General features: G+C 59.2%; 15 protein-coding genes. 6 read left to right on the plus strand and 9 right to left on the minus strand.

Annotation, left to right across the window (positions count from 1 at the left end; all coding sequences use genetic code 11):
- The 6 genes from AA105894_RS10975 to AA105894_RS11000 form a co-directional block, all read right to left on the minus strand.
- Positions 1-3,366, minus strand: a 3,366-nt coding sequence (locus AA105894_RS10975; RefSeq protein WP_267311749.1) for a two-partner secretion domain-containing protein, incomplete at its 3' end; no start/stop codon positions are given.
- Positions 3,366-5,126, minus strand: a complete 1,761-nt coding sequence (locus AA105894_RS10980) for a ShlB/FhaC/HecB family hemolysin secretion/activation protein (RefSeq protein WP_306414311.1) — start codon at positions 5,124-5,126, stop codon at positions 3,366-3,368. The genes AA105894_RS10980 and AA105894_RS10975, both read right to left, overlap by 1 nt.
- A 40-nt stretch (positions 5,127-5,166) precedes the next feature.
- Positions 5,167-5,781, minus strand: a complete 615-nt coding sequence (locus tag AA105894_RS10985) for an invasion associated locus B family protein (RefSeq protein ID WP_267311750.1) — start codon at positions 5,779-5,781, stop codon at positions 5,167-5,169.
- Positions 5,782-6,220: 439 nt separating this feature from the next.
- Positions 6,221-7,699 carry a S41 family peptidase gene (locus AA105894_RS10990; protein ID WP_267311751.1) on the minus strand — a complete coding sequence of 493 codons (1,479 nt, stop codon included), beginning with the start codon at positions 7,697-7,699 and terminating at the stop codon, positions 6,221-6,223.
- A gap of 362 nt (positions 7,700-8,061) precedes the next feature.
- Entirely contained in the window at positions 8,062-10,944 is a 2,883-nt protein-coding gene (locus tag AA105894_RS10995; protein ID WP_267311752.1) for a TonB-dependent receptor plug domain-containing protein, read from the minus strand.
- 115 nt (positions 10,945-11,059) lie between these two features.
- Positions 11,060-13,354: a Tat pathway signal protein gene (locus AA105894_RS11000; RefSeq protein WP_267311753.1), complete on the minus strand. Its 2,295-nt coding sequence runs from the start codon at positions 13,352-13,354 to the stop codon at positions 11,060-11,062.
- 207 nt (positions 13,355-13,561) lie between these two features.
- On the opposite strand from AA105894_RS11000, the gene AA105894_RS11005 reads away from it, so the two are divergent.
- On the plus strand, positions 13,562-14,266 hold the full coding sequence (locus AA105894_RS11005) for a GntR family transcriptional regulator (protein WP_267311754.1): 705 nt from the start codon (positions 13,562-13,564) through the stop codon (positions 14,264-14,266).
- Here AA105894_RS11005 and AA105894_RS11010 read toward each other — a convergent pair.
- From AA105894_RS11010 to AA105894_RS11020, 3 genes are read right to left on the minus strand one after another with little or no spacing between them, the layout of a single operon-like run.
- Positions 14,238-15,806: a DUF5597 domain-containing protein gene (locus AA105894_RS11010; protein WP_267311755.1), complete on the minus strand. Its 1,569-nt coding sequence runs from the start codon at positions 15,804-15,806 to the stop codon at positions 14,238-14,240. The two genes, AA105894_RS11005 and AA105894_RS11010, sit on opposite strands and share 29 nt — an antisense overlap.
- The gene (locus AA105894_RS11015) at positions 15,803-16,810 is read right to left on the minus strand and encodes a 4-hydroxyproline epimerase (RefSeq protein WP_267311756.1); all 1,008 of its coding nucleotides are present in this window, start codon (positions 16,808-16,810) and stop codon (positions 15,803-15,805) included. The genes AA105894_RS11010 and AA105894_RS11015 overlap by 4 nt, the downstream gene beginning before the upstream one ends.
- A gap of 23 nt (positions 16,811-16,833) precedes the next feature.
- Entirely contained in the window at positions 16,834-17,721 is an 888-nt protein-coding gene (locus AA105894_RS11020) for a dihydrodipicolinate synthase family protein (protein ID WP_267311757.1), read from the minus strand.
- A 101-nt stretch (positions 17,722-17,822) separates the two neighbouring features.
- On the opposite strand from AA105894_RS11020, the gene AA105894_RS11025 reads away from it, so the two are divergent.
- Genes AA105894_RS11025 through AA105894_RS11045 form a run of 5 tightly spaced genes read left to right on the plus strand, consistent with a single transcriptional unit; the run spans position 17,823 to position 25,945 of the window.
- A complete protein-coding gene (locus AA105894_RS11025) occupies positions 17,823-18,971 on the plus strand; it encodes a M24 family metallopeptidase (RefSeq protein WP_267311758.1) in 1,149 nt (382 codons plus the stop codon).
- Positions 18,968-21,388, plus strand: a complete 2,421-nt coding sequence (locus AA105894_RS11030; RefSeq protein ID WP_267311759.1) for a glycoside hydrolase family 127 protein — start codon at positions 18,968-18,970, stop codon at positions 21,386-21,388. Before AA105894_RS11025 ends, AA105894_RS11030 begins: the two co-directional genes overlap by 4 nt.
- Positions 21,385-23,142, plus strand: coding sequence for a M24 family metallopeptidase (locus AA105894_RS11035; RefSeq protein WP_267311760.1), 1,758 nt, complete (start codon positions 21,385-21,387; stop codon positions 23,140-23,142). Before AA105894_RS11030 ends, AA105894_RS11035 begins: the two co-directional genes overlap by 4 nt.
- A complete protein-coding gene (locus AA105894_RS11040) occupies positions 23,139-24,383 on the plus strand; it encodes an NAD(P)/FAD-dependent oxidoreductase (protein ID WP_267311761.1) in 1,245 nt (414 codons plus the stop codon). Before AA105894_RS11035 ends, AA105894_RS11040 begins: the two co-directional genes overlap by 4 nt.
- Positions 24,380-25,945 (plus strand): aldehyde dehydrogenase (NADP(+)), encoded by a 1,566-nt coding sequence (locus tag AA105894_RS11045; RefSeq protein ID WP_267311762.1) that lies wholly within the window; start codon positions 24,380-24,382, stop codon positions 25,943-25,945. Before AA105894_RS11040 ends, AA105894_RS11045 begins: the two co-directional genes overlap by 4 nt.
- The last annotated feature ends 43 nt before the right edge of the window (positions 25,946-25,988 follow it).

Genomic DNA, 25,988 nt, shown 5'->3' on the forward strand with positions numbered 1-25,988 from the left:
GGCCGAAAGCGTGCCGTCACTATTGTCGATATCGCCCGATACGGTCAGACTGAGCGCACCAGAAGAGGCGATGATCCTGCCCCGGTTATTGGCAACAGAACCTGCCGTGACAGAGACCGCACCATTCCCCGAACCAATCTGGCCATCACTATTGTCAAGCGCACCACCAGCCCTGATCGTCGCACCCGTCGCGCCATACAACGTGCCGCTATTGCGCAGGGTATTGCGCGACGAAAGCCTGAGCGCACCTGCCTGGGCACCGATCTCTCCGGAAGACGAGAAATCATCGAATGACAGGGTCAAATCGCCTTGCCCTGCCAAAAGCGAGCCTGTCATCGCAACATTGCGGACCGCCGCAATATCCAGCCCATCGGCAGATTGCACCAGACCGGCGCCCGTCATTTCCGCCGCCCGAACCTGCACAGTGCCTGTGTTGACCGTGCCTATCTTGCCATCATTATTAAGGCCTGATCCCTGAGCGGATATGTCGAGATTACCGTCTGAAGCGATGATCCGCCCCTCAGACCCGTTGTCGACACCACCCTCAGCCTTGACTGACATGGCGCTTGCAGATTGCACCAGGCCCTGGTTCTGAACATTCCCTGAAGCGGTGAGGTTCAGTGTGGCATCCGACGCCAGAGACGCACCCTGCGCGGCTCGATACTGTGCCAGTGTCGCGGTCAGGGGGCCGGAAGCATAAATGACGCCCGACCCGTTATTTTTCAGCGCCTGCGCCGAGACAGACAAGGCGCCGCCCCTAGCCGAGAGCGTACCATCGCTATTGTCGATATCGCCCGATACGGTCAGACCGAGCGCACCAGAAGAGGCGATGATCCTGCCCCGGTTATTGGCAACAGAGCCTGCCGTGACAGAGACCGCACCACTCCCCGCGCCGATCTGGCCATCACTGTTATCGAGCGCACCACCCGCCCTGATCGTCGCACCCGTCGCACCATAAAGCGTGCCGCTATTACGCAAGGCATCCTGAACGGACACGCTCAGCAAGCCGTTTTGCCCACCGATCTGACCGGTTGAAGACAAGGCACCAGCAGTCAGCGACAGATCGCCCTTGCCTGCCAGCAATGACCCACCGACCGAGGCCAGTCCATCCATACGCAAGGTCAGGCTATCGGCAGACTGCACAAGGCCAGACCCCGCATAGCGCGCGCCATTCAGAGAAACGGCACCAGCATTCAGCGTGCCCAGCTGACCGTTATTGGTAAGACCTGCGCCCTGTGCCGTGATCGACAGACCGCCCGTTGTTGCAACCATCTGCCCGTGGGCATCATTGACCAGACCACTCTGTGCGGCGAGCGTCATGCCCTGCGCCGACAGGATCTGTCCATCATTCTGCACGCTGCCCGAGGCAGTAAGATCCAGAGTAGCATCGGACGCCACAGACGCACCCTGCGTGGCGTTATATTGTGCCAGCGTCGCTGTCAGAGGGCCGGACGCATAAATGACACCCGACCCGTTATTCGTCAGCGTCTGCCCCGAGACAGACAAGGCGCCGCCCTTAGTCGAAAGCGTGCCGTCACTATTGTCGATATCGCCCGATACGGTCAGACCGAGCGCACCGGAAGAGGCGATGATCCTGCCCCGGTTATTGGCAACAGAGCCTGCCGTGATAGAGACCGCACCATTCCCCCCACCGATCTGGCCGTCACTGTTATCGAGCGCACCACCAGCCCTGATCGTCGCACCCGTCGCGCCATACAACGTGCCGCTGTTGCGCAACGCTGTCTGCACCGAGAAAGACATGGCACCGGATACAGCCTGGATCGTGCCAGAATTGCTCAGAGACTGAAGAGCCGCTCCCGACAAACTGTAAGCCTGAATATTGCCCGAATTGGCCAGGGATGGACTGTTTTCAAAAGACAGATCCTGCCCGGCGATAATGCTCCCGGCATTACCAAATTGCGTCGCCGTAAAGTGCATGGCGTCACGCGAGGCGATACGACTTGTTTCATCGTTAGCGATCGCGTTGGCGGTGATCGAAAGAGCCCCGCCCTGGGCCGCAAGTTCACCCCCGCTCTGTGAAAATTTACCGTTTGCCCGGAGTGAGACCGAACTGCCCTGTGACGCAATTTGTCCACTATTGGCGATATCTCCTGCGCTTTGCAGGTCGAGTTGTCCCTGTGCAGCCAGAACGCCGCCGGTCTCATTACCGATAGACTGCGCGGATGCAGAGAGAGCGCCGCCGCTCGCTGCGAGCGTACCGCTGTTGCGAACGTCGTTACGTGCCGCGATACGAATGCCAGCACCCCCAGCCGCTTTCAGGGAGCCCGTATTGCGCACAGTTGTAGCCGAGAGCGCGATCCCCTGCTGTGAGTCGATCTGACCTGACTGGGTGATGGCCCCGGTCGATGTCAGTTGCGTTGAGGCGCCCGACTGGATTGATCCTGCCTGCTGCGTCTCTCCAGCCGCCATTTCGACCCGGCCGGATGCGCTCATTTTACCATTCAGGACGAGTTGCCCATCCGTTGTGAGAGTCATGTCACCAGCATTGGCAGCCATTGTGCCGTTGACACGAACACCCGCACCTGCCTCATTGACGAGCATGGAGATCTGTCCGGCATAGAGCCCGCCCAACGCGGTACTGTCTATCGCAAAAGCCGGTGCCGGGCTTCCATCCTTGTCGAGCGGATGAACCTGACCAGTTTCGTAATCGATACGGTTCTGCCCAACAACAAGACGCGCGTTCTGGGCATTGACCTGGGCATTGAACGTGACGCGACGGCTGAGGATGTCGAGAACTGGGACCGCGGTAAAATTACCCCCCTGCCCTTCAAATGCAACATAACCATCCTGCACCTTGAGCGCAGCCAGCTTTCCGGTTGTATCGATCTCGGAATGACCGGAGGCAAGCGTCACCCGGCTCGTATTGACGAAGCCGCATCCGTTACACGTGATACCATTGGGGTTGGCAACAACGACATTGGCACTTTGCCCGGCGACTTCCGTTGTCCCCAGCATCTGACTGGCATGGGGGCCTGTCACCTCATTGAGGATGACTTTGGCGCTCGTCCCATTCAGATTGGCATTGCCATAAACATACCCACCCAACTGGGTCTGGGCCGCCTTTGTCGCGTTGTTGAGGATAAGCCCCTTCTGCTCGACCCCATATTCCGTGAACATGTTATGCGACAGACCTGCGCCGTTGGGCGTGGCGATGTTGAGCTGCTGCACGCCATTGGCGGTTCGGTCCAGATTGGGCGCAGGGGCGCTCGGCATCGTATGATTATCGATGACGATTGACGGCGCGGCCTGTTGGGCACTCGCTATGGCGGGAAACAGGGCCATATCTGCGGAAAGAAAAACCGCCAGAAGTTTGCGAAGGTTTTTCTTCATGAGAGTGTCATTCATCAGAAACGCACTCCTGCCTGGAATGCAGCAATCCAGCCCTCGTCAGGGAGAGGGCCATGAGCAATGGCATGGGTTGCAGAAGCGCCCCAGAACACCGGGCCGCTGACCTTGCGCAGCCCGAAGCCGGCACCGGCAATGGATCCCCCTCGCAGCGCTGGCGGCAGATTATCCGCTCGGTATCCGAGCTTCACGAACCCGCCATCAATGATCCCGTAAAATTCTGTACCGTCGACAAACAGGCGACAGAGGCCCCGGTACACGCCGCAGCGTTCATGAAGATCGAGCGGGGCCAGGCGATAGGATATATCGTCGCGGACATAGAGCCCCTTGTTCCCCACCAGCATCTGGCTCAGGAAGCCGCGTACCGTGTAGGGGCCGCCGAGCTGCAGTTGCTCCGTCGCGAATTGATTGCGTGAACTGAGTTCGCCATGAAAGGAGACGTGCCAGGACATCCCGAATGGAAGAGGCTCGTAGCCATCAATATCCAGCGCAGGCTTGACGTATCTTGTGTGCGGCTCGCTCTCTATCGGATGCGCGAAACTTGACCTTGTGCCTGCGCCGTCTGTGCCGAAACGAACACCGAGCGTAATATACCAAAGCCCGCCGAGTACCTTGAGAGACTCACTGGCCTGGGTCACGACCGAGGCTTGGCGGGCACTTTGCGTATTCAGCCGGACATGGTTGAGAGTCGAGTTGAATGATTTGAGTTCGTAAAGCGCTTGCAGGGTCGTTACCCCGACACTGTTGCGCGCGACAACGCGCGAGACGCCGAAACGGAAATCACGGCGACGCCCGCCGAGACGATAATCCTCACCCAGTGTCTGCAGGTGATAGACATCATCAGACATCCAGAACCCGCTGAAGACCGACCATTTGCCGTAGGGGATCGAACCATCGGCTGAAAAATACTGAGTGCCCCGGTGACCGGCCGATCCGACCAGAGAGTGGTCATATTCGACTGACCACATATCCAGCAGGCCCAGCGCGTCCTGAGCCGTCAGAAGTGCATGGCCCGTCTCGTGGCCGGTCTGGTATTGACCATTATTATCCGCCCAGACTTGCCCGTGCAGGATGCCAGGATTTTGCTCCTGGATGACAACCGAAGAGCTTCCCGGCTTGTCACCGGGAACGATCTGCATCTTTGCCGACCAGTTCGGCATACGGTTCATCTGGTCCAGACCCTGCTCGAGATCGCGCAGGTTCAGGAGATGGTCGCGCAGCCCAGGGAACCCCATGAGTTCGTGATGCCGCGCGGAGATGCCAGCGAACTGGATCGAAGAGAGCGTACCTTCTATCACCACGATGCGCAGCCTGCCTGACGACAGGGACTGCTCAGGCAGATAAGCACGTGAGGTAACATTACCCTGCTGCACATAAGCACGGTTGATATCATCAAGCGCATGATTGAAGTCACTGACCCCGAGACAGCGTCCCGCGTAGCGCTGGATCACCCCGCTCCTGGCTGCATCGCCCAGATGCGGCGCATTCTCGATTGAAAGAGACCAGACCCTAACGCAGCTTCCCCCGCCTTTTATCGGGGACGGATTATGAAATTGGGTGTCGCTGTCTGGTGGAGGCAGCATATCCAGCTGCTGCTGACGCTGCCTGAAACGCTGGAACTGATCCTGTGACGACCCTGGGCCTGCTGGCATCAATGCAGGCGGATCAGCCCGCATCTGAGCCTGGGCGTGTGCTGTAGCGAAGTAAAAAAGAGAGAATCCACCTGTCAGGGCAAGGCGGATAACGCGTAACGCAGACATTGAAACAGGCCCGGTTTAAGAGATGCGCTTGAAGATGACGTCAGTGCGAAGCAGGACGAGCCATCAACTGCTCGGCGGCAGCCAAGGCACCATCGAGACCGTCGAGCGCAAAATTGATCGTCAGCACGCCGTCTAGGAGCTTGTTGATTTGCATATGCCCCTGTTTGCCATGCCTGAGGGCGCGAGACTGCTGCTCCGTCAGTTCCAGAACCGACAAACACCCGGTCGGAATGCAGCTTTGCCAGGCAAGGGTCAGGGGAGCATTGGCGTCTGCAACCAGATGAGCCGGTTTGACCAGCGATAGCCCAAGAGGTGTCATGAGCGTCAGGCGCCATGGACGGCTTGCTATCGGCATCTTGACCGCATCCGGCGTCGCCTTTGCCAGAATCACTCCTCCGATGGGTACGTCTTTCTTGTCGGCTTCCTGCTTGGAGAGTCTTTGCTCAACCGTACAAATATTTGGCGCACCGTTCAGTGAACCGGCGGGATAGATGCAACGATAGGTCCAGTCCCCCACCGACCCGGAGACAGTTGCGGGAGATGCTGTCGGGGTAGTGGGAAGTGGCGCTTGTTCCGCAGCAGCAAAAGCGGGGATTGCCATGAATGCATTAGCAAACACGGAGAGGAGAGAAAGACGCGCAATACTGCGTTTCATCGTAGATACACCTGCAACATTCCTGTTGCCCGGCGCCTTACGCCTTTTCCATTATAAAAACAGTATTAAAAAACTAGCAGACATCAAACCTAATTGATCATTGACGATATTATCGAATATTAATCGAAAATGATAAAGTTATTAACGATGAACTCGCATAACTGAAGTTCGAGCAAGAACCAGGAAGGCCGTTGGCGATTGTCCGGCATAACGCTCAGTCGGATTATGACTGAAGGTGAACACTTCCATTGCCTCCTGTTATCGGAAGTAGGTGCATTGCGCGGAAAGTCGCAACGGAAGATCTGGGAAGCCACTGAGGGGGCGGCATGCAGGACAGACTCGCGGATGCACTACTGGCAATTAGTGGTTGGCCTGCTGCCATAAGTTTTCCTAGTCGGGTTCGACAGGCGTGTAAGCTAACTCTCGCCTAGATCTGCGCTTAGTGGGGCTTCCGAGAAGCGCCTGCCAAGTCGTTGATGATCGCCAGCAAAGCCCGTTCGGCCCGTGCCCGTTCGCTTTCGCCTTCGGTTGGTGGCACGGAAATGTCGGGCACAATGCCAGCTTCCTCATTTGTACCTTCCGCACGTAATCTCATGCAATTCGGCACTCGGAAACGAAGACGCGAATGTCGAAGGATGATTGGGTCGCTTTTCGTCATGAAGCCGCACCCATCTCCACCTGTGCGATTGCCAACAAGCTTCGCGATCCGGTTGTCTTGCATAACGGCTGCAAACATTTCAGCCGACGAATAGGAGCGCTGGTCGGCAAGAACGTAAGTCGGCCCGGTCCAGCTGCCAAAGAATGACTGAACTGTGGATGCAGAAGAAAGAGCGGCTGCAGCTTTGCTGTCGCCTAGCGCACTTCGAGCCAAGCCAGCGGAGTAGCCCCCAGCATAACCCGCAGAGAGTAGCCGATTGCAATTCGTCGGCGACCAGGCGCGTTGTTCGCGCCAGACCCATGACAGGTCGCAACGATGCTCACCGATCGCCGCGGTCTGCTGGGAGAAAAAGGATCGTGCATCTGTGAGCGCAGCCTTGGCGTCGTGCGACTGAGTGGCGGCGAGCGCTTCGTTAATATCTCTGATCTCGTCAGCGAAGTAACGACCGGCATCGGATGCGTCTGCCATTAGAAGCCGTGCGGATCGTACCGGCCTTTCCGTAAAGAGACGGGGCGTCCAATCGCCGCTATCGTCGCCTCCGCTGTCATTGCCAATATCAACGACAAGGGCCGTGGCCCCGGTGTGACGCAGCGTCCTGATCTCAGCCGCCATATCCTGAAACCAGCGTAGCTCCGCCGCGCCGTGCACTGAATCGCGAGTGATTGCCCTGCCAGCCTGCCGTAGGTCTGCCCAGGCATGCAAACAGGCGGCAGGAAAGGCGCGGGCACGGAAGTTCTGGATGCGGATGATACCAAGCATCACGCCCGATCGCGTGATGGTGCCGGCCCGGAACGTCGAACCAAGCCCGTCCAATATCAACTTGAAGCCGGGTAGCCCTTCCAGTGGCAAAGAAAAAGCGACTGATCCGGTCGAGGCGTATCCCAGCGCCGCGCATCCTTTGATCGGCGCCGCCGGATCAAGAACGTGCCGGCCGGGCTCGACCGAAGGTGTCGTCGCTACAGCGAGGTACGGCAACTCCGAGAGATGCCCATCATGAAAGCCAGCGATAAAAGCGCGAATAGCGTCGGCCGCCTGGGTGTCGTCACTCGCCGACGCCACTGCAGCCTCAGTATTACGATCAAGCGCAGGCAAGTCGATTCCGCCGGCGTCGGACGCCTTCCATGCGAGATTAGCGTAACGGTCCACCAGCTCGGATTTGAGCTGTGAATAATCTTGTTGCCACGCTTTGCGGTCAAACGGGGCGGCTGCAGATGCCGTCGAGGTCAGCAGACTTAAGGCAATCGGTAGAAGCAGGCGCATAGAGAGCTCCATCAGGGCAGCACCGAATGCCTATATGATAGCTCGACGTTGATGTCCGGGCAAAGACGGATCGTGCAGGCAGAGCGTTACAGGTGGCGACGATACTCGGGAAGGTGGCAGCTAACGCGTAAGGATCGTTGGTCAAAAAGAACGTAAGGCCTCTGTCCGGCAACTCTGCCCCAACCCAACGAACCTGCGCACCACTGGGATAGATGGATGTAAAGTGACCGCCACTTCGTCAAAAGCCTTCGGCCACCTTAGAAGAATCAAAGAACAGCCTTCACAAGGTGAAAACCCTGATCTTTTTTCCTTTTTGTGATCTGCTTGGAGCCAATGCAGATCACAACGAGATATTGAAAGCTTCAGAAGCTGACGCCCGCCTGAAGAAAGACGTACCGACCGATAATCTGCTGAGGGTACATCGAAAGAGCCGTATTGGTTGCGCCATCGGGAACGAAGGGCGGTTTCTTGTCCAGGATGTTCTGGACTCCGCCTTCGAAATTCCACCGCCCCGTGCGATAATCGACGGTCACGTCGTGCGAAAAGATGCCCGGAACCTTGCAATAAACGAACGACTTGCAGGAAAGATCGGTCGAGCCGTCGTTGAAGTGCATTCCCCCTATATAATTCATCATGTAGGTCAGGGAGATGTTGTTATGGCGCCATGTTGCTGTCGCGTAATCGCGCACGCGCGGCTGACCGCCACCCGCCTGATAAAAGAGCCTGCCAGCGTAGTTGTACCATGAACCGCCAGGCGTGTTTTGCTGCAGATAGCTGACCAGCTGCTGGAAGTTGTTGCTCACCGTAAGACTGTCATATCGCGTGACACGCAGTGTGTAGCTCAGGTCAAAATCGATGCCGCTCGTCCTCAGTCCGCCCAGGTTCTGATAGGTATCGTTGATCTGCGTAATCTGTCCGGAGGCGTTTCGTGCAGAGATATAGCTGCAATAAGACGGGTTGGCACCGGTGTAGCATTCATCGGCGATATACTGGCCGGGCAAGGTGCCGATCATGTTTTTGAGTGTGTAATGCCAATACTCGACGGAGGCCTGTAGATTGGGAATCCAGCGCGGCGTGATGACCGTGCCGACCGTATAGGTACGCCCCTCCTCGGGCTTGAGCGCGGCATTGCCGCCTGAAAGCTGAGGGAGTTGTCCTGAGTTGGCGTTGACGAAGGTAGCCGTGTTGACCCCTTGCTTGGCACAATTCGCCACGACCATGGGCGAAAGTGCCCCATAGCTGCTGGCCTGTGCGCAGGGATCATTGCCCGAATAATAACCGATCGCATGGCCTCCGTAGAGCTCGGTGATGGTCGGTGCGCGGAAAGATGTGCCGAGTGTTGCACGGAAGCGGATATCGCGTACCGGTGCCCAGTTGATTCCGACCTTCCAGTTATAGGCGTCGCCGAACGTATTGTAATGCGACCAGCGCCCCTGACCATCAATAGTCAGATCCTTGGCCAGAAACGCGTCCTGCAGCAGCGGAATTTTACCTTCAAGATAGGCTTCGGTCGCATTATATCCGCCACCGGTATAGGTGGAGCCACCGCCCAGATCGCCATTTGCCGCCAAAGGATCGGGAGAATAACTACCCTGCTCGCTACGATGCTCCATGCCAAGCGCGATACCGACGGCGCCGCCATGCTGATAGGGCAGCTTGACCACGTCGTTATTGTGCACACGCAGATTGAAATCACGCATCTGGTAATAGGCATGGTCGATCTGCGTGTGGCGCAGATAAGCTGCCTGGGCGGTCGTCAGCGATGTCCCGGGATTGATCAGCGAGCACCCGGTAGAGGCAACACAGATCGACGGGTCATAGACGACCGCGCTGGCCGCATTCGTGGGATCGACCTGACGTGAGCCGAGTGCCTGCAGATAATGCGCGTAATTCAGCGAGTTTTCCGCGTTCAGCATGGCCTGAGAGGTGCCGTAGGTCATAGACGCATCATAGAACCAGTTGGCAACGATACGTCCCTTGGCCCCGCCCATAACCTGAGTCGTGTCTACCGCCTCCTCATAGCGCCGGGACCCGAGATCCGTGAAACGGCGATATAGCGAGACATCCTGACCCCAGTAATTATAGGGGCTGCCGCTGGGCAGGATGATTGAGGACTCCAGGGTCGACGGGTAGGACGCTCCCGTGGTGGGCCATCCGGCCAGAAAATTATTAGCGGTTTTGTGCGAGTAACGCACATTCGCGTAGAGCTGGAGATGATCATTGACGTCGTAATGGGCGTCACCGCTCAAATTGGACGATTGTAGGCTGTTCGACAGGTTCTGCGCCGACGCGAAATTGTAGCGGTCGGCGTTCGTGAAACTGTGATAGCCGGCTGCCGTGCCGGAACCATTCGAAACATAGCTGTTATCGCCGACAAACACGCGCGTGTTTGCTGTAATGGAACTGCCATAAGGGATGGTCGCCCCTGGAGCGACATTCGCGTTCCACGGCAGAGCCGACCAGTCGCGGTTACGCTGCATGACGCCGCTGGTGGTCAGATACTGGCCAAAAACGGAGATATTGCCGCGACCGTGGTCAAAATTGAAACCCTTGTAGCCGGAAATCTTACCTGTCGCGCCATCGCCCACGTCGGTGATGCCGCCGCGTACCGTGATCCCGCCTGTGGTGAGATCGTGCTTGAGCTTGATATTAATGACACCCGATACCGCATCGGCACCATAAAGCTCGGAGCCACCATCCTTGAGAATCTCGACCGAAGCGATCTGATCCACCGGCAAGGCGTTCAGATCAACGCATGAGGAGCCCTGCCCCATTGTCTGGACCTGACGCTTACCATCCACCAGAACCAGAACGCGGTTAGGACCCAGATTGCGCAGATCGGCACAGGACATACCCAGACCACCATTAGACTGGGTATTGGTGGAGGTGCCGCTTGCTCCACCGGTACCGATGGACGGCAGGCGCTGCAGATAATCTCCGATTGTAACGGCCGATGTCTTCTGGATCTCACGAGCCGTGATGATCTGAACCGGGTTGGCGTTCTGGTCCTTGTTCTGGCTCAGCGCCGAGCCGGTCACCGTGACCGTCTCGATCCTGCCACTGTCAGACGCTGCGTTCGACAACACGCTTCGCTTTGACATCGTACCTGCCTTGGTCCGGGCGGCGCTGGCAGACACGACTTTCCTGCCCTTGCTATCCTGCGTGAGTCCTGCTGCCTGTGCGGATGCCGTCATTGCAAGGAATGACGCTCCGACGCAGAGCATGAGGCGATGGGACTGTCTCATGGAACTTCATGTCCTTCTCTGGCCACAACGTGGCAACACCGCCACCGATGAGATACCAGATATCGTATACGCTACGATTCTGCAACGTTCCATTTAAGATATGATATTCCCTATCTCAGGCCGACTTCAGAATGATCTCGATCCGAAAGTCTTGCACGCCACCCGGGTGTATAATGAGTGTCGATCCTGACAGGACGAGAGCATGAGGCGGCAGGCTACCCGTCACCGACTGGGGAATTCTGGATTTTGGCAAACGCAGAGCGAGCCTGATCGTGCCGGGCAAAGCACGCTCAGCAGTCACCCGCATATCGAGGCGTGATCCGTCCGATCGCCGCCTCAGAGTGAAGCTGATCTTGCCCCATGGCGTCGGCGCGTCCGACACGCCAATGCCGCTTTCCGACCACATCCAACTGCGTGGAACGCCACGGGCAAGATGGAGAGTGGTGCCATTTTCATCCTCATGCACAAGCGCCTCCCGGAGGAGGATGGGCAGGGTCATTTGTGCGGGGAGACAGAACAGGGCAAGCTCCCCTCTCAGCCCTGCCACCTCGGACGCCGTCCAGCTTCCACGCGTATGGATGTGATAGCGATGAGCATAGAGGAACAAGATAAATTCCCTGATACGATCCTGACGCAGAAGAGCCAGCGCATAGCCGTAGGAAATGAATCCAAGCATGTCTCGGCTTTCGGCACTCGGAGGAGCCAGATTGCCGACAACGCCCATGACCGTCGCGCCATGGGCACGCATCGAATTGATAAGCTGATTTTCCAGATCTGGCGTGAGCACCCCGGACTGAAGCAACTCGGCATAAACCCGATGCGCCCATTGCTGCTCACTGTATCGATGCGTGAGTAGAGACTTGCGAAAGCTCTCGGACACACCGGGTAGGATGGGAACATAGGGAGGCGACTGGTCGTGCTGGATCGAGGACGACAGCGCTTCATTGACGCGAGCGCGCAGCTGTTTCGCCCGTCTCAGCCAATCCTCACTGCGAGCTGTTTCGCCGGGGGCGAGAGCCCTCCAGAGAATGGCGCCATCCTCCAAGCCACGCGCGGCGAGACCGGAATTGCTGAAATAGGGCTTCCACCAGATCGATGGATCGGGAAACAGGCACGCATCGCTCTCGCTCCAGCCCGAAATCAGCCCGTGGGCCGGGTCCGCATCCGGTAACCCAAGGGCCTTGTCATGGAGCGCGACCAGCACCTGAGCCATGGCGCCTATCTTCAACTGGTAGCGTTGCAGCACAGCAAGATCGCCGCTCAGCCGCGCATAAAGCGCGAGCAGAGACAGCGTCAGCCCTGTTTGCCCCACTTCAGGGCCGCGCATTGCGACCAGCCCGTCCGGCGTCACAAAATGCTCGAACTGGTCGATCAGGATCGCCTTCGCCTGATCGAAGCGACCCCAAACCAGATTGGCATAGAGCGAGGCCGTAAATATGTCCTGGAACCCGTCATATTCCGGACCGGCATAATCCCTGTCGACCACACCGTAACGCGCGCCCGTCCCTCCGCGACGCACAATGAGTTCCTTCACGAAACCATGGGTGGCAATATCGCTCCAGTCTGCCCGCGGAAGGTGAATTTGCATTTGACCAATCTGGGTCTTGCGCCAGAAAAATACGCAGCGCAGCAGCGCCGCGTTGAACTGGCTCTCATCTGGATCGGGTCGGAATGGTCCGAAAGGCGGATAGCTCGTCCCATAGACCACCCGTTCGACTTTCCCATTCGAAACAAGCGTGACCCGCTGCCAGCTTGGCACCTGATGGATTTCCGTAATGTCTGTCTCGGCGAAAACCATGACCTCCCAGTAGCGACCTGGACCTGTCTGGAACTGTTTGACAATGATCGGCAGATCCCCACCAAGGAGCCCCTCCCGACGATGGGCTACCAATGGTGCTCCGGCATGAAGTTCCGGGGCGATACGATCGACATGCCAGTTACGCGTATTACCTGCAGGCGTGAGCGGCATGACATCATCAGCCTGAGGCGTGCCAATGAAACTGGTCCAGATGATGCGGCCAACCTGCTCGCTTTCGAAATGACTATCTACCGGTGGTGCGGCATCGCGCACCGCCATCTCGTCGGGGTCGTCTTCCCCACGCAGCAATGTATCGGCCAGCAGATCGGCCTCGGCGAGGGCAAGACGGGAAAAGGAAAGGCCGCAATAGGGCACTCCGGCGGGGGCCTCGTAACTCTCGAGAAAGCGACTGAGCCTGATCGTCTCACCTGTCGATGAAAGGAGCATGAGCGCTCCGTCGGGTGTTGCCCTGTCCTCGACGATCTTCCATGCCTGCTCCCTGCCAGACGATACAGGCCGGACAGTTTCCCCCTGCCCCAGCGCGATGCCGCGCATCGCGAGGCTGGCGGCAGAGAGTACGCCGCCCGTCAGAATCATCCTTCTCTTCATCATTTTTCGCTCCGCCGCGATTAGACCGAGGGCCTGTCCGAGAATCTTCTTTGCAGGACGCATGCGGACGCGGCACAACCTCTTCGATCGGCCGCCTCAGACACAGTGCGCCACCCAAAATGACTGGTAGCCTCGTTTTGTATACGATATATGATTGTGTCACTCCTCGCTAATCGTGACAAGACCGCAACGAAAAGGTAACGCCGTTTCATGACCCTCGCCGCGCGCAAGATGCAGCCTCTGATCGTCAGGTCCATTACGGACCAGCTCTATGGCGTGTTGCGTGAACAGATCCTCTCCGGGGCACTTCCCGCAGGTCAGCCGATCCGCCAGGATACGTTGGCAGCCGAGTTCAACATCAGCAAAATCCCTCTGCGCGAGACTTTGGCGCGTCTGGAGCAGGATGGTCTGGTCAAGACGCAGCCCAAGCGCGGCTATACCGTTTGTGAGCTTACCTCACGAGAGGCAGAGGACGTGTTCAAGCTTCGTCTGAGGCTCGAGCCCAGCGCTGCGGCAGAGGCCGCCCTCCTGGCTACGGCCGCAGATCAGAAAACTGCCCAGAAGGCGCTCAAGGAGCTGGAGACTGCCGCAAAGCAGCATCGTACCGATCTGAGCAATTTCAACCGCGTGTTTCATCTGTCTCTCGTGCGGCCGGGCGCCGGGCGTCTGACACTTCATGTGATCGAGACGTTAAGTGTGATTGCCGAGCGTTATGTCCGTTTCCACCTCCATCCCCTGGGGCGTGACACGCGCGCCAATACCGAACATCGGGAAATCCTTGCCGCCTGGCTTGAGCGCGACGCTCTGACTGTCGAGACCTTGCTTGTCGAGCATCTTCAGGACACGCTGGAGGATCTACGCTCCGAGCTGGACATCAAGCAGCCCATCAAGGCGACAGTTCAACCCGAAGCATGACACCCTCAGGCGGCAAGTTAAGCCCGCTATCGGTCTCGTCACCGTTCCAGATACGCGTTCCATGCCAAACTCCCCGGGCGTCGATCTCCCCCTGCTCGACACGCCTTACTTCGTGGAGGCTGGTGTCGTGTAGCGCCGTCGTCAGACCGATGCGCGACGCGGCGCCGATAACGAGGAAATGTATCTCGTCTAGGCGCGCGACGACTGCGCGCCCCACTGGCTTGTCGCGGATCGGCGCCGATGAAGGATCGGGCTGTCCCCATTGCGTGCCATAACTCGCCTTGATGATCCAGTTGCCCAGGCGACGCGTGGGCGACGGCGCCCCGGGTTCCTCGATGAGGGAGACCACGTCACCGCGTGTTGCAAGAGGCACCAATACAGGAGCCGCTTGCGCGAGGAGGCGGTTATCGGCCCCATGGAGACGAATGGCCGCATCGTGCAGACCCGGATCATCGACACCGAACACGGAGGCGCCGAGCGCCCCGCGTGAGAGCATGTCCCACGCCCATCGCGCATTTTCTTCCGTTATGCCGCTCTCAGACAGGAAGGGCGCGTTATCTATCCGCTGATAGGGTAGTACCCCCGCCTGATATTCCGCAAAATTACCCGTATAGGTATCGGTGCCGATCACGTCGATTGCCGGGGACTCCCTCTTCCAGAGATCGAGCACATTTACCGTGGCGCCGCCACTCGGATATTCGATCCCTGGTTGTGTCAGGCCTCGATAGCGCAACCAGACATTGACGTAGAGTGGCAGCGGATACTCTGCCTTTCCGGCTGCGGCGACAGCATTCACGTAACGTGATACAGACCAGGCCGCGAAATACTCGGCGGCATCATTACCGAAACGCCCCATCCAGTCGGTTCCCCGCGCACCGTTTGCAAGATTGGCCGGGACCGACGCGTGGAAAGCAGCCTCAGCCTCGGGGCTATGGTCGCGTACAGTGCCGAGCAGTCCGGGCTCGTTCTCCACCTGAACCATGATCACCGTATGTTCGACGGAATCGCGCTCACGCAGATGCTTCATCAACGCGCTGAAAGCCTGCTTGTCCTTCTCGAGTGTCTGGCTACCGAAGGGCGACATACCATCCAGCTGACGGCCATCGGCATCGCGCAGGCGAGGAAAACGTTTGGTGTCGCGTTTCATCCAGAGCGGCACGTAATGTCCTGCGCCGTTCTTCCAGGTGCCGAACCAAAGCAGAGCAAGGCGTTTGCGATGCGTGCGTGTCTGGGTGATGAGGGTGTCGACCATCGAAAAATCATAATGCCCCTCAGCAGGCTCCATAATTTCCCAGTAGACCGGAGCCTGCACCGTATTGACAGAGAGGGCATCTGCTGCCTTCCAGAAAACTGGAAGGTACTCCGGCCAGGCGCTTGAATTATGCATTTGGGCCGCGAGAACAAAGAAGGGTCTGCCATCGATCTCCAGATGAAAATGCCCGTCATGTCCCTTCATGCAAGGCATCGGCGTGACACCACCGAATGCCGCCGAGCACCCGAAAAGAAGCGCAGCCGCGCAGGCTGAGACGAGTCCCCTCATGAGACCTGGAATCCGTGGCAGAAGACATCCTCCGGATCGATCCAGAGAGTATTGAAACCGGTTGACACCGCACGGCCTTCGATCAGCGGTATTATTGCCGGAACGGTCCCGTTCGGCCCGGGGAGCGAAGTGACCGACTCGATCGTACCGATGAACCGGCTGTGGATATAACTTTCGTGTATGAAAGGATGGCCCGGCTGCAAAAGCCCTTTGTGATGGAGGTGGGCGAGGCGTGCCGAGGTCCCGGTGCCGCATGGGCTGCGATCAATCGCATGATCGCCGTAAAATACGGCATTCCGACCTTGAGTCGGTGAGAGTCCCTTATCCGCCCAGAGGACATGTGAGACGCCGTTGATGGCAGGGTCGAGTGGATGGACCGGGTGACACTTCGCCTGCACCGCCAGCCTGACTCGCGGGCTCAGGTCCAAAATGCGTTGTGCCCCCAGCGCGTCCAGCCCTTCATATCCAGGTTGGGGCTCAATGATTGCATAGTAGTTACCGCCATACGCCACGTCGACTACAAGAGGGCCGATGCCAGCTACGTCGATGTTGATACCGGTGGCGGCGACATAAGAAGGCACATTGCGAATACGCACCTTCGTAACCCGCCCTGCCTCTTCGGTGTATGAGATATCGATCAATCCGGCCGGGACTTCGAGCTTCAGCGTCCCCGGCTCGCGAGGCACAAGCAGCCCATGCTCGAGGGCGAATGTGACCAGACCGATCGTGCCATGGCCACACATGGGTAAGCAGCCGCTCGTCTCGATGAAAAGGATACCGCCATCGGTATCCTGCCGGCTCGGAGGATACAAGAACCCTCCGGACATCATGCTGTGACCACGCGGCTCATAACAAAGCCCGGTTCTGATCCAATCGAAGCGTTCGAGAAAATCCAGCCGCCTCTCTCCCATCGTCGCACCACGCAGCAGGGGCGTGCCTCCCGCAACGAGCCGCACAGGGTTACCGGCCGTGTGGCCGTCGATACAGAAAAAAGTGTGACGCATGGATATCCCCGGTTTGCCTGAGATCAGAACGGACGACTGGCGGCGGCGGTCTCGACCATACGGGTCACCGCGTTCCGTCGCGCGCCCTCAAGAGGCAGGCGCGGCAGACGCACGCGCTCGGAGCCACGCCCCATGATCTGCTCTGCCAGCTTGATGGACTGGACGAGGTCATGATCTGCATCCAGATGGAGCAAGGGCATGAACCAGCGATAGATACGCAGCGCCATTTCAAGATCCTTGCGCTGCAGCGCCTCGACGAGGGCGACCGACTCCTTGGGGAAAGCGCTGGTCAGACCTGAAATCCAGCCCTCTGCGCCCAGCAACAGGCCTTCGAAGGCTACGTCATCGAGCCCGGCCATGATGACGAAGCGATCGCCAAACGCATTGGCGACATCGGTATAGCGACGTGTATCGGCAGAGCTTTCCTTGATGGCCTGAATCGTCGGGCATTCAGCCAGACGCGCAAGAACGTCCATCTCGATGTTAACGCGGTAGGCCGTCGGGTTGTTATAAAGCATGATCGGCAGATCTGAAGCCGCAGCAACCTGCTTGAAATGATGCTCCAATTCATGGGGTTTGGGGACATAGACCATGGCAGGAAGCACCATCAGCGCATCTGCGCCCACACGTGCCGCCTGACGGGCGAATGCGACCGCGCGTGGCGTCGTGAGCTCCGACACGCCGACAAAATAGGGGACGCGCCCTGCAATAACTTCGTGAGCGGCTTCGAGCACACGGATCTTCTCATCCGGTTCGAGCGAGTTGTTCTCACCGCATGTTCCCATAATCACGAGCCCATGGACGCCGTCATTGATCAGGTTATCGAGAACCTGCTGCGTCGCGCCGAGATCGACCGAAAGATCCTGCGAGAACTGCGTCGTAGCTGCGGGGAAAACGCCTGACCATTTCATGATTTCTTTACCTCTTACGATAGCGGAGCGACTTGCTCCCTCATCTCATTATCGTCTATCGTATACGTAACATAATCAACATGAATTTTGAGGGCAGGCTGATGAACCACTCGGGGACACCCCCTCTTCGCATTGAAAAATCGGAGTTCGAACAGCGCGTTTCCGCCTGCCGTGCAATGCTTGCAAAGCAGGGTCTCGATGCCGTCATCGTCAATGCGGGTGCCAGTCTTCACTATTTCGCGGGCATACCCTGGACGCCGACAGAGCGACTCGTAGCACTCGTTATTCCCGCCTCAGGACGACCGCGCATGGTCTGCCCACATTTCGAGGTCGGATCGTTGCGTGACTGCATCATGATCGATGTCGATCTGCTTACATGGGAGGAAGATGTACCGCCCTGTATCGTCGCTCTGGATGCATTCCTCGCTGGAGCCAAGGTCGGGCTCGATCCCGAATTCAGCTTTCGTTTCGTTAGCGGTTTCAAAGACGCGCGTCCTGATCTGCGCTTCGGCAGCGCGGAATCGGTGATCGATCCGATGCGGGCTCAGAAATCGTCCTCCGAGATTTCCCTCATCCAGCATGCAATGTCCCTGACGCTGCGTGTCCATGAGGCCGTTTTCCACGCCTTGAAGCCAGGCCTCACGGCCAGTGCCATCTGCAGGATGATTGATGAACAGCACGTTGCCTTCGGTGCGCCGCAAGGTTCCTATTTCTGCGCCGTGCAATTTGGCGTAGCGACAGCTTTTCCCCATGGTCTCGCAGGCGACCAGATTCTGGAAAGGGACAGTCTCGTTCTGATCGATACAGGCTGCCGCATCGCCGGTTATCACTCCGATATCACTCGGACCTATGCCTTCGGCAGCATTCCCGACTTGCAGGCAGAAATATGGGCGATCGAAAAAGAGGCGCAACTTGCTGCCTTTTCTGCGGCAGAGCCAGGAGCGCCCTGCCATGCCGTCGACGATGCCGCGCGCGCGGTGCTCGAGGCGCGTGGCCTCGGACCAGACTATGCGCTGCCGGGGCTACCGCATCGCACGGGCCACGGCGTCGGGCTGGCCATTCATGAAGCACCCTATCTTGTGCGCGGCAATAAGACTCCTCTGCGTGCCGGACATTGCGGGTCGATCGAACCGATGATCGTTGTTCCGAATGCCTTCGGTATCCGACTGGAGGACCACTTCTACATGACCGAACAGGGACCGGAGTGGTTCACACGCCCTGCCCATGACGTCAGGCACCCTTTCGGATGAGCCCGGCCCTCACGCGCAGAGCCCTTCTGAGCGGAGTGGCTGCTCTCACCTGCCCAGCCATGGCCAACACGCCCCCCTTCGACGCCGGAAATGTTGAGGCCGACGCAATGAAGGGCGGCCCACGTCTCACCGCCCTCCCCATGCACCAGGTGCGGTTGCTGCCTTCACCCTGGCAGCAGGCGCAGACCGTGAATGCTGCTTATCTAATGCGTCTCGAGCCTGACAGGCTCCTCCATCATTATCGCAGTCAGGCCGGACTGGCGCCCAAAGGCGCTGCTTATGGCGGATGGGAATCCGACACGATTGCAGGCCATACGCTCGGCCATTATCTGAGCGCCCTCAGTCTGCATCATGCCCAGACCGGTGATGCTGCGTTCCGAGCGCGCGTTGCCTATATCACCGCCGAGCTTGCACTCTGTCAGGCTCGCGATCCATCGGGTTACATCGGCGGCTTCACCAGTCGTCAGCAGAACAAGATCCTGCCGGGCAAAACCGTTTTCGAGCAGATACGGCTGGGTCAGATCCATTCGACGGGTTTCGATCTGAATGGCGCCTGGTCACCACTCTATAACTGGCACAAGCTCTTCGCGGGCCTGCTGGATGCGGAACTCCATTGCGCCGATCCGCGCGCGCGCGGTCTCATGACAAGGCTGGGAACCTATATCGAGGGCGTGTTCAATCCTCTTTCCGACGCGCAAATCCAACATGTCCTCGCCTGCGAGTATGGGGGGCTAAATGAGAGTTTTGCAGAACTCTATGCACGCAGCGGCGATCCCAGATGGCTTCGGCTCGCCCGGCTCATCCGGGACCGCCGCACCCTCTCGCCCCTGATCGAGGGGCAGGACAATCTGGCCAATCTCCATGCCAATACACAGATACCGAAAATCATCGGGCTAGAACGTCTGTATGAGATTTCTGGAGCGGCAGGCGACGCTGTTGCATCGGAGACATTCTGGCACGCCGTGACGCAACGATACAGCTATGTCATCGGCGGCAACGGAGACAGGGAGTATTTCCCACCGCCGGATACGATATCGCGTCATATTACAGAACAGACCTGCGAGACCTGTGCCAGCTATAATATGCTCAAACTCACGCGGCAGCTTTATGCCCGGCAACAGGACAACACGTTCTTCGATTACTATGAGCGCACTCAGCTCAACCATATCCGCGCGCAGCAGCATCCGGGCACCGGCATGTTCTGCTATATGACGCCACTGATGGCGGGGGCGAAGCGCGACTATTCCACGCCTTTCGATGATTTCTGGTGCTGCGTCGGTACGGGCATGGAGAGCCATGCCAAGCATGGGGATTCAATCTACTGGCAGGAGAACGAGCGGGCACTGCGCGTCATGCTCTATATCCCCTCACGCGTCTTCTGGAGCGCGGGCGGCATCACCCTGCGCCTGGAGACTAGGTACCCAGATGACGGTCACATCCGGCTTGTGATCGAGCAAGCGCCCTCACAGGCGCGCACCCTGAGTTTCCGCATCCCGCACTGGAGCCATCTGGAAGCCGTTTTGCTGAATGGGGAGGCGTTCGACGTGCAGGCCGCTGCCGGCATGCTGCGGATCGAGCGTATCTGGCAACCAGAAGATGTTTTGTCCTTCACCCTGGCCTTGCCGCTGCGCAGTGAGACGACCCCGGATAGCAAGTCCGTCATCGCCCTCCTGCACGGTCCTACCGTGCTGGCCGCCGATCTCGCCCCTGCAGCAGCGGCATGGGACGAAATGGCGCCTGTGCTCGTCGGGACATCGATTCTGGACGCCCTCATTCCCGACCCCACCATGCCCGGGAGCTGGAAGACAAGTCATATCGGTCGTCCACAAGATCTGGTCCTGCGCCCCTTTCATGCGCTGCATGATCGCCGGGCCGCTGTCTATTTCCCGGTATTCACCGAGGCGGAATGGCGACAGAAGAGCGTGCTCTATGCCGAGCAGGAGAAACGCCGTCATCTGATTGCGTCCCATGCCATCGACGTTGTCCACCCCGGCGAGATGCAATCCGAGCGTGATCACGCCGTCACGAGCGCCTTCTCGTTCCCCGTCATTTATCGCGGTCGTAACGGGCGTGACGCACGCTCTGGGGGCTGGTTCTCCTGTCAGATGGGGTGCGGATCGCACGATCCGCTTCTGCTGCAAACCACCTACTGGGGGGGGGAGCGTCGACGCCATTTCTCGGTTCTGGTGGATGGGATCGAGATTGCCCGTGAACGTCTCGAAAACGATGCACCCGACAGCTTCTTCAACCGTCGCTACCCTGTTCCACTTGCCCTCACACGTGACAAGCGCCGCATCACGGTAACCTTCCGCCCCGAGCTGGATTTCAGCGCCGGACCTATCTTCGGCCTGGCACTACTGGCGGCCGCGAATTTGCCGCCCCTTACGAACCCTTCACAGGAGATTGCCTGGCCATGATGTCTCATGCGACGCGCCTCGCTGCCCTCCGGGCCGAACTCTCTTCACTGGACGTCGACGGTTTTCTTCTCCCTCGGGGTGACGAGCATCTAGGTGAATATGTTCCAGATAGTGCCGCCCGCCTTGCCTGGCTGACGGGGTTTACCGGCTCGGCAGGATGCGCGCTCATCCTCCCCGACCGGGCGATAATATTTTCAGACGGGCGCTACCAGCTTCAGCTTGCACAGCAAATCGATCCCGCTCTCTGGCAATACGGGCATCTCTATGAGACGCCTCCACAGAACTGGCTTGCACGCCATGGTGGTCTGGCCCGTATCGGCTACGACCCGAAGATCATCAGCGAGGTCGAACTTCGTCCCTTCATAGCCGCGGGCTGCCTCATGATCCCTCTCGGGCGAAACCCGGTCGATGCGATCTGGAGGGATCGCCCTGCAGTGCCTGCCTCGCAGGTCACAATACAACCCGATCGCTGGACCGGACGCAGCGCGGAAGACAAGGTCGCGACACTGGCAGAGACGCTGCGGGATGAAGGGCAGAATGCGGTCATCCTTCCCGATCCCGGCTGTATTGCCTGGCTATTGAACATCCGCGGATCAGATCTGCCCTATCTTCCCGTAGCACTCTGTATTGCCATTCTGCATGCGGAAGGCACCGTGGATCTTTTCATCGATCCCGGTCGCCTTGCCGATCCGGTAAGGGCTCATCTGGGCACCACAACGCAGATCCACACCCCAGATGCCCTTCAGGGGGCCCTGATCGCTCTTGGCGGAAAAACCATACGCATCGATCAGGCGAGATGTCCTGTCTGGTTCGCGCAGACGCTGCGGGAAGCAGGCGCAACCATCCTCGACGGGGTCGATCCCTGCCTGCTTCCAAGAGCCTGCAAGACGGCAGCTGAGCGTGACGGTATGCGCGAAGCGCATCTTCTCGACGGGATCGCGCTCACCCGATTTCTCTGCTGGTTCGAGAAAAACGGGATCGGGCTGAGCGAGACCGACCTGGCCGGGCGTCTTCTCGCCTTCCGTCTCGAGGCCGATTCCTGTCTTGGAGCGAGTTTCGACAGCATCGCCTGCGCCGGGCCGAACGCCGCTATCATGCATTACATGCCGCACCGCGGCGAGGACGCTGTCATCGGTCGGGAGATGTTTTTCCTGATCGATAGTGGGGGCCAGTATCGCAGCGGGACCACGGATGTGACCCGCACGATCTGGACAGGCGATCGGCCGCCGGCCTCATGGTGCGATCAGTACACGAGGGTCCTCAAGGGGCTTATCGCGCTGAGCCGCGCTGTCTTTCCCGAAGCTACTCCCGGCTATCGGCTCGATCCTCTTGCGCGCCACTCACTCTGGGAGGCAGGACTGGACTTTGATCACGGCGCGGGTCACGGGCTCGGCAGCTATCTGAGCGTGCATGAATGGCCGCTTGGCTTCACACGTCGTCCGGTGCTCGACCCTGTTCACGAGCACATGGTTCTGACAAACGAACCGGGCTATTACGCCCCCGGATCGCATGGCATGCGTTTGGAGAACGCCATGCTGGCCACGCTGGACACTATCGGCGAGGCGGGGCGATATCTGCGCTTCGAAACCCTGACCCTTGCACCAATCGATCGCCGGGGCATCGACGTGACACTCCTCACGCAGACCGAGATCGACTGGCTCGATCATTATCATGCGCGTGTCTTCCGGATGCTGTCGCCCTATCTCGGCGATGATGAATGCGCCTGGCTCAATCAGGTCTGCCAGCCGCTATGAGCCGCGTCGTCATCATCGGTGGAGGAATCATCGGTCGCGCCGCAGCTTACAGGCTGCAGAAATCCGGTCATGCCGTGACCCTTGTGGCCATCCCGGACCTGCAGCCGGCATCGTGGGGCAATGCCGGTCATATCGCCACCGAACAGATCACCCCTCTCGCCCACTTCTCAACCATGCGCCGCGCCCTCACTGAGCGTTTTCCGGCCGGGCCGGTCGCCATCGACTGGCAACGCCCTGCAACCCTTCTACCCTGGTCCCTTCGCTTCATGCGTGCCTGTCTGCCCGACCAGACTGCCCGTGGCGATGCAGCGCTCGGCCGATTGATGAGGCATGCTTTGCCCGCATGGGAACGGCTGGTAACGGATCTAGGCGCTCCCGATCTTCTCGACCGGCATGGTGTCGTCAAATTATGGGAAGGCACCCGGGCGCGGGACGTTCAACTGGCTGCGCAATCCGCCGATCACGGCACAGCGAGGGTGATGCCCCTCGTTGAAGCCGAATTCTCCGCCATACGTGACCGCATCGCGGTACCGCTCGATGCGGGGCTTCGATATCAGGGCACGGCGCATGTCACCGATCCACGCCGCGTTCTTGATACCCTTCTCGAGGCGTTTCTGCACGCGGGAGGAAGGTCGATCGAGGCAGAGGCCCTTTCCCTTCAGCGTCGTGACAGCGTGATATGCGTCGAGACCACGCGCGGCGCGCAGGAGGCCGATCATGTTGTTCTGGCCTGCGGCGTGCGTTCCGCCAAGCTGGTCCCGTTCCTGCGCGTGCCCCTCATCGCCGAGAGGGGGTATCATATCCAATGGGCGCATGGGGGGAACTGGGCACTCCCTAATCTGATCTTCGAAAATCGGGCGCTCGTGGTGACCCGCTTCGGCACGCAGTTACGCGCGACATCGTTTGTCGAATTTACCAGTCCGGACAGCCTGCCCGATCCACGGAAATGGCTTTGGCTCGAAGACCAGGTACGCAGGCTGGGTCTGCCGGTCGCGTCTCCTTTCACCCGCTGGCACGGCGCCAGACCGACCCTGCCGGATTATCTCCCTGCAATCGGTCCCTCCCGCACCATGCCAGGGCTGCATGCCGCCTATGGCCATAACCATCTCGGTCTAACGCTGGCTGCCATCACAGCAGAGATGCTTGCGGACAGCGTTGCAGGCCGCGCACCCATGCGGGCTTTCAGTCCTGATCGCTTCGGCCGCCCGCTCTTTCGCAGAATGAGGAAACAATGCTCATGACCCTTACAGGTGCCCTCCTGATTGGCGACCAGCGTATCACGCGCGCCAATGGTTTCCGCGCGCGAAATGCCCGAAGCGGCGCGACGCTCGACGGCCACTTCACGAACGCCATTGCCCAGGATGTCGACCAGGCCTGCCAGCTTGCCGATGCCGCTTTTGACTCCTATCGCGCGACCTCACCCGAGATGCGCGCCGAATTCCTCGATGCAATTGCTGACGAGATCGAGGCGCTCGGCGACGCGCTCATTGTCCGGGCCTGCGCCGAGAGCGGTCTGCCAGAGGCACGGATCAGAGGCGAGCGTGGACGTACCATGGGCCAGCTACGGATGTTCGCCTCTCTCCTGCGAGATGGAAGCTGTTTCGACGTCCGTATCGACACGGCCTTGCCTGACAGAAAGCCACTCCCCCGGGCTGATTTGAGGCAGATCGGCATCGGGATCGGTCCTGTCGCCGTATTCGGTGCCAGCAATTTCCCTCTGGCCTTCTCGGTCGCAGGCGGCGACACAGCCTCGGCGCTTGCCGCAGGCTGTCCGGTCGTGGCACGCGCCCATTCCGCTCATCCCGGCACGAGCGAACTCATCGGCAATGCTATCATCCTGGCGCGTCAGCATTGTGGACTGCATGAGGGGGTGTTCTCACTTATCGGCGGCGAAGGCCATGAGATCGGTGCCTTGCTGGTGCAGCATCCCGCCATCCAAGCGGTCGGGTTCACAGGGTCACGTCAGGGTGGGCTAGCGCTCTCCCGCCTCGCAGCGGCACGCCTTGTTCCCATTCCCGTTTATGCCGAAATGAGCAGCATCAACCCGGTCTATCTCCTAGGCGGTGCCCTGCGTGAAAAGGCTGAGGCCCTTGCTGAGGGTTTCGTGGCATCTCTGACCATGGGAGCGGGTCAGTTTTGCACCAATCCGGGCCTCATTGTGGCTCTGGCCGGCCCCGATCTGGAGCGCTTCGTCGAGCGCGCACAAGGCGCGATCGTTAAAGCGGTGTCGGCGACCATGCTGACACAGGGCATTCGTCATGCCTATGACGAAGGAGTCGAAGCCTTGGCTTCCCGCCCGGGTGCCGTGCTCGTGGCGCAGGGGATTCTCGACCACGAGGCCGGATGCCGCGCAGCCCTGTTCCGAAGCGACGCACAGGCCTTCATGGCCGATCCTGTCATGGGCCGTGAGATCTTCGGCGCCTGTTCGCTCATCATCGCCTGCGACACGATCGACACCATGCTGGATGTAACCCGCAGCCTCGAGGGGCAACTGACAGCCACGCTGCAGATAACCTCAGAGGATCTGCCGGTCGCGCGACATCTGTTGCCAATTCTCGAACGCAGGGTCGGACGTATTCTTGCCAATAGCTGGCCAACGGGGGTCGAGGTATCGGCCGCGATGGTCCATGGCGGTCCCTTCCCCGCGACATCGGATCCACGCAGTACTTCTGTCGGCACCGGGGCAATCGAACGCTTCCTCAGACCCGTCTGCTATCAGGATATCCCCGATGAGCTCCTTCCTGACGGGCTTCAGGATGCCAATCCTCTCGCGCTGCCACGTCGGGTCGATCCGGCGATATAACACATTCACAGTGTGATCGCCCTCACCATGCGCCCCCCCCCCA

It is taken from the genome of Asaia spathodeae NBRC 105894 (genome assembly GCF_025994195.1).
Classification (GTDB): Bacteria; Pseudomonadota; Alphaproteobacteria; order Acetobacterales; family Acetobacteraceae; genus Asaia; species Asaia siamensis.

Coding starts and splice junctions, on each gene's coding strand:
- AA105894_RS11000 (WP_267311753.1), bottom strand. CDS start 13,354: ATGATGAAGAGAAGGATGATTCTGACGGGCGGCGTACTCTCTGCCGCC.
- AA105894_RS10990 (WP_267311751.1), bottom strand. CDS start 7,699: ATGCGCCTGCTTCTACCGATTGCCTTAAGTCTGCTGACCTCGACGGCA.
- AA105894_RS11045 (WP_267311762.1), top strand. CDS start 24,380: ATGACCCTTACAGGTGCCCTCCTGATTGGCGACCAGCGTATCACGCGC.
- AA105894_RS10985 (WP_267311750.1), bottom strand. CDS start 5,781: ATGAAACGCAGTATTGCGCGTCTTTCTCTCCTCTCCGTGTTTGCTAAT.
- AA105894_RS11015 (WP_267311756.1), bottom strand. CDS start 16,810: ATGCGTCACACTTTTTTCTGTATCGACGGCCACACGGCCGGTAACCCT.
- AA105894_RS11005 (WP_267311754.1), top strand. CDS start 13,562: ATGACCCTCGCCGCGCGCAAGATGCAGCCTCTGATCGTCAGGTCCATT.
- AA105894_RS11025 (WP_267311758.1), top strand. CDS start 17,823: ATGAACCACTCGGGGACACCCCCTCTTCGCATTGAAAAATCGGAGTTC.
- AA105894_RS11030 (WP_267311759.1), top strand. CDS start 18,968: ATGAGCCCGGCCCTCACGCGCAGAGCCCTTCTGAGCGGAGTGGCTGCT.
- AA105894_RS11035 (WP_267311760.1), top strand. CDS start 21,385: ATGATGTCTCATGCGACGCGCCTCGCTGCCCTCCGGGCCGAACTCTCT.
- AA105894_RS11040 (WP_267311761.1), top strand. CDS start 23,139: ATGAGCCGCGTCGTCATCATCGGTGGAGGAATCATCGGTCGCGCCGCA.
- AA105894_RS11020 (WP_267311757.1), bottom strand. CDS start 17,721: ATGAAATGGTCAGGCGTTTTCCCCGCAGCTACGACGCAGTTCTCGCAG.
- AA105894_RS11010 (WP_267311755.1), bottom strand. CDS start 15,806: ATGAGGGGACTCGTCTCAGCCTGCGCGGCTGCGCTTCTTTTCGGGTGC.
- AA105894_RS10980 (WP_306414311.1), bottom strand. CDS start 5,126: ATGTCTGCGTTACGCGTTATCCGCCTTGCCCTGACAGGTGGATTCTCT.
- AA105894_RS10995 (WP_267311752.1), bottom strand. CDS start 10,944: ATGAGACAGTCCCATCGCCTCATGCTCTGCGTCGGAGCGTCATTCCTT.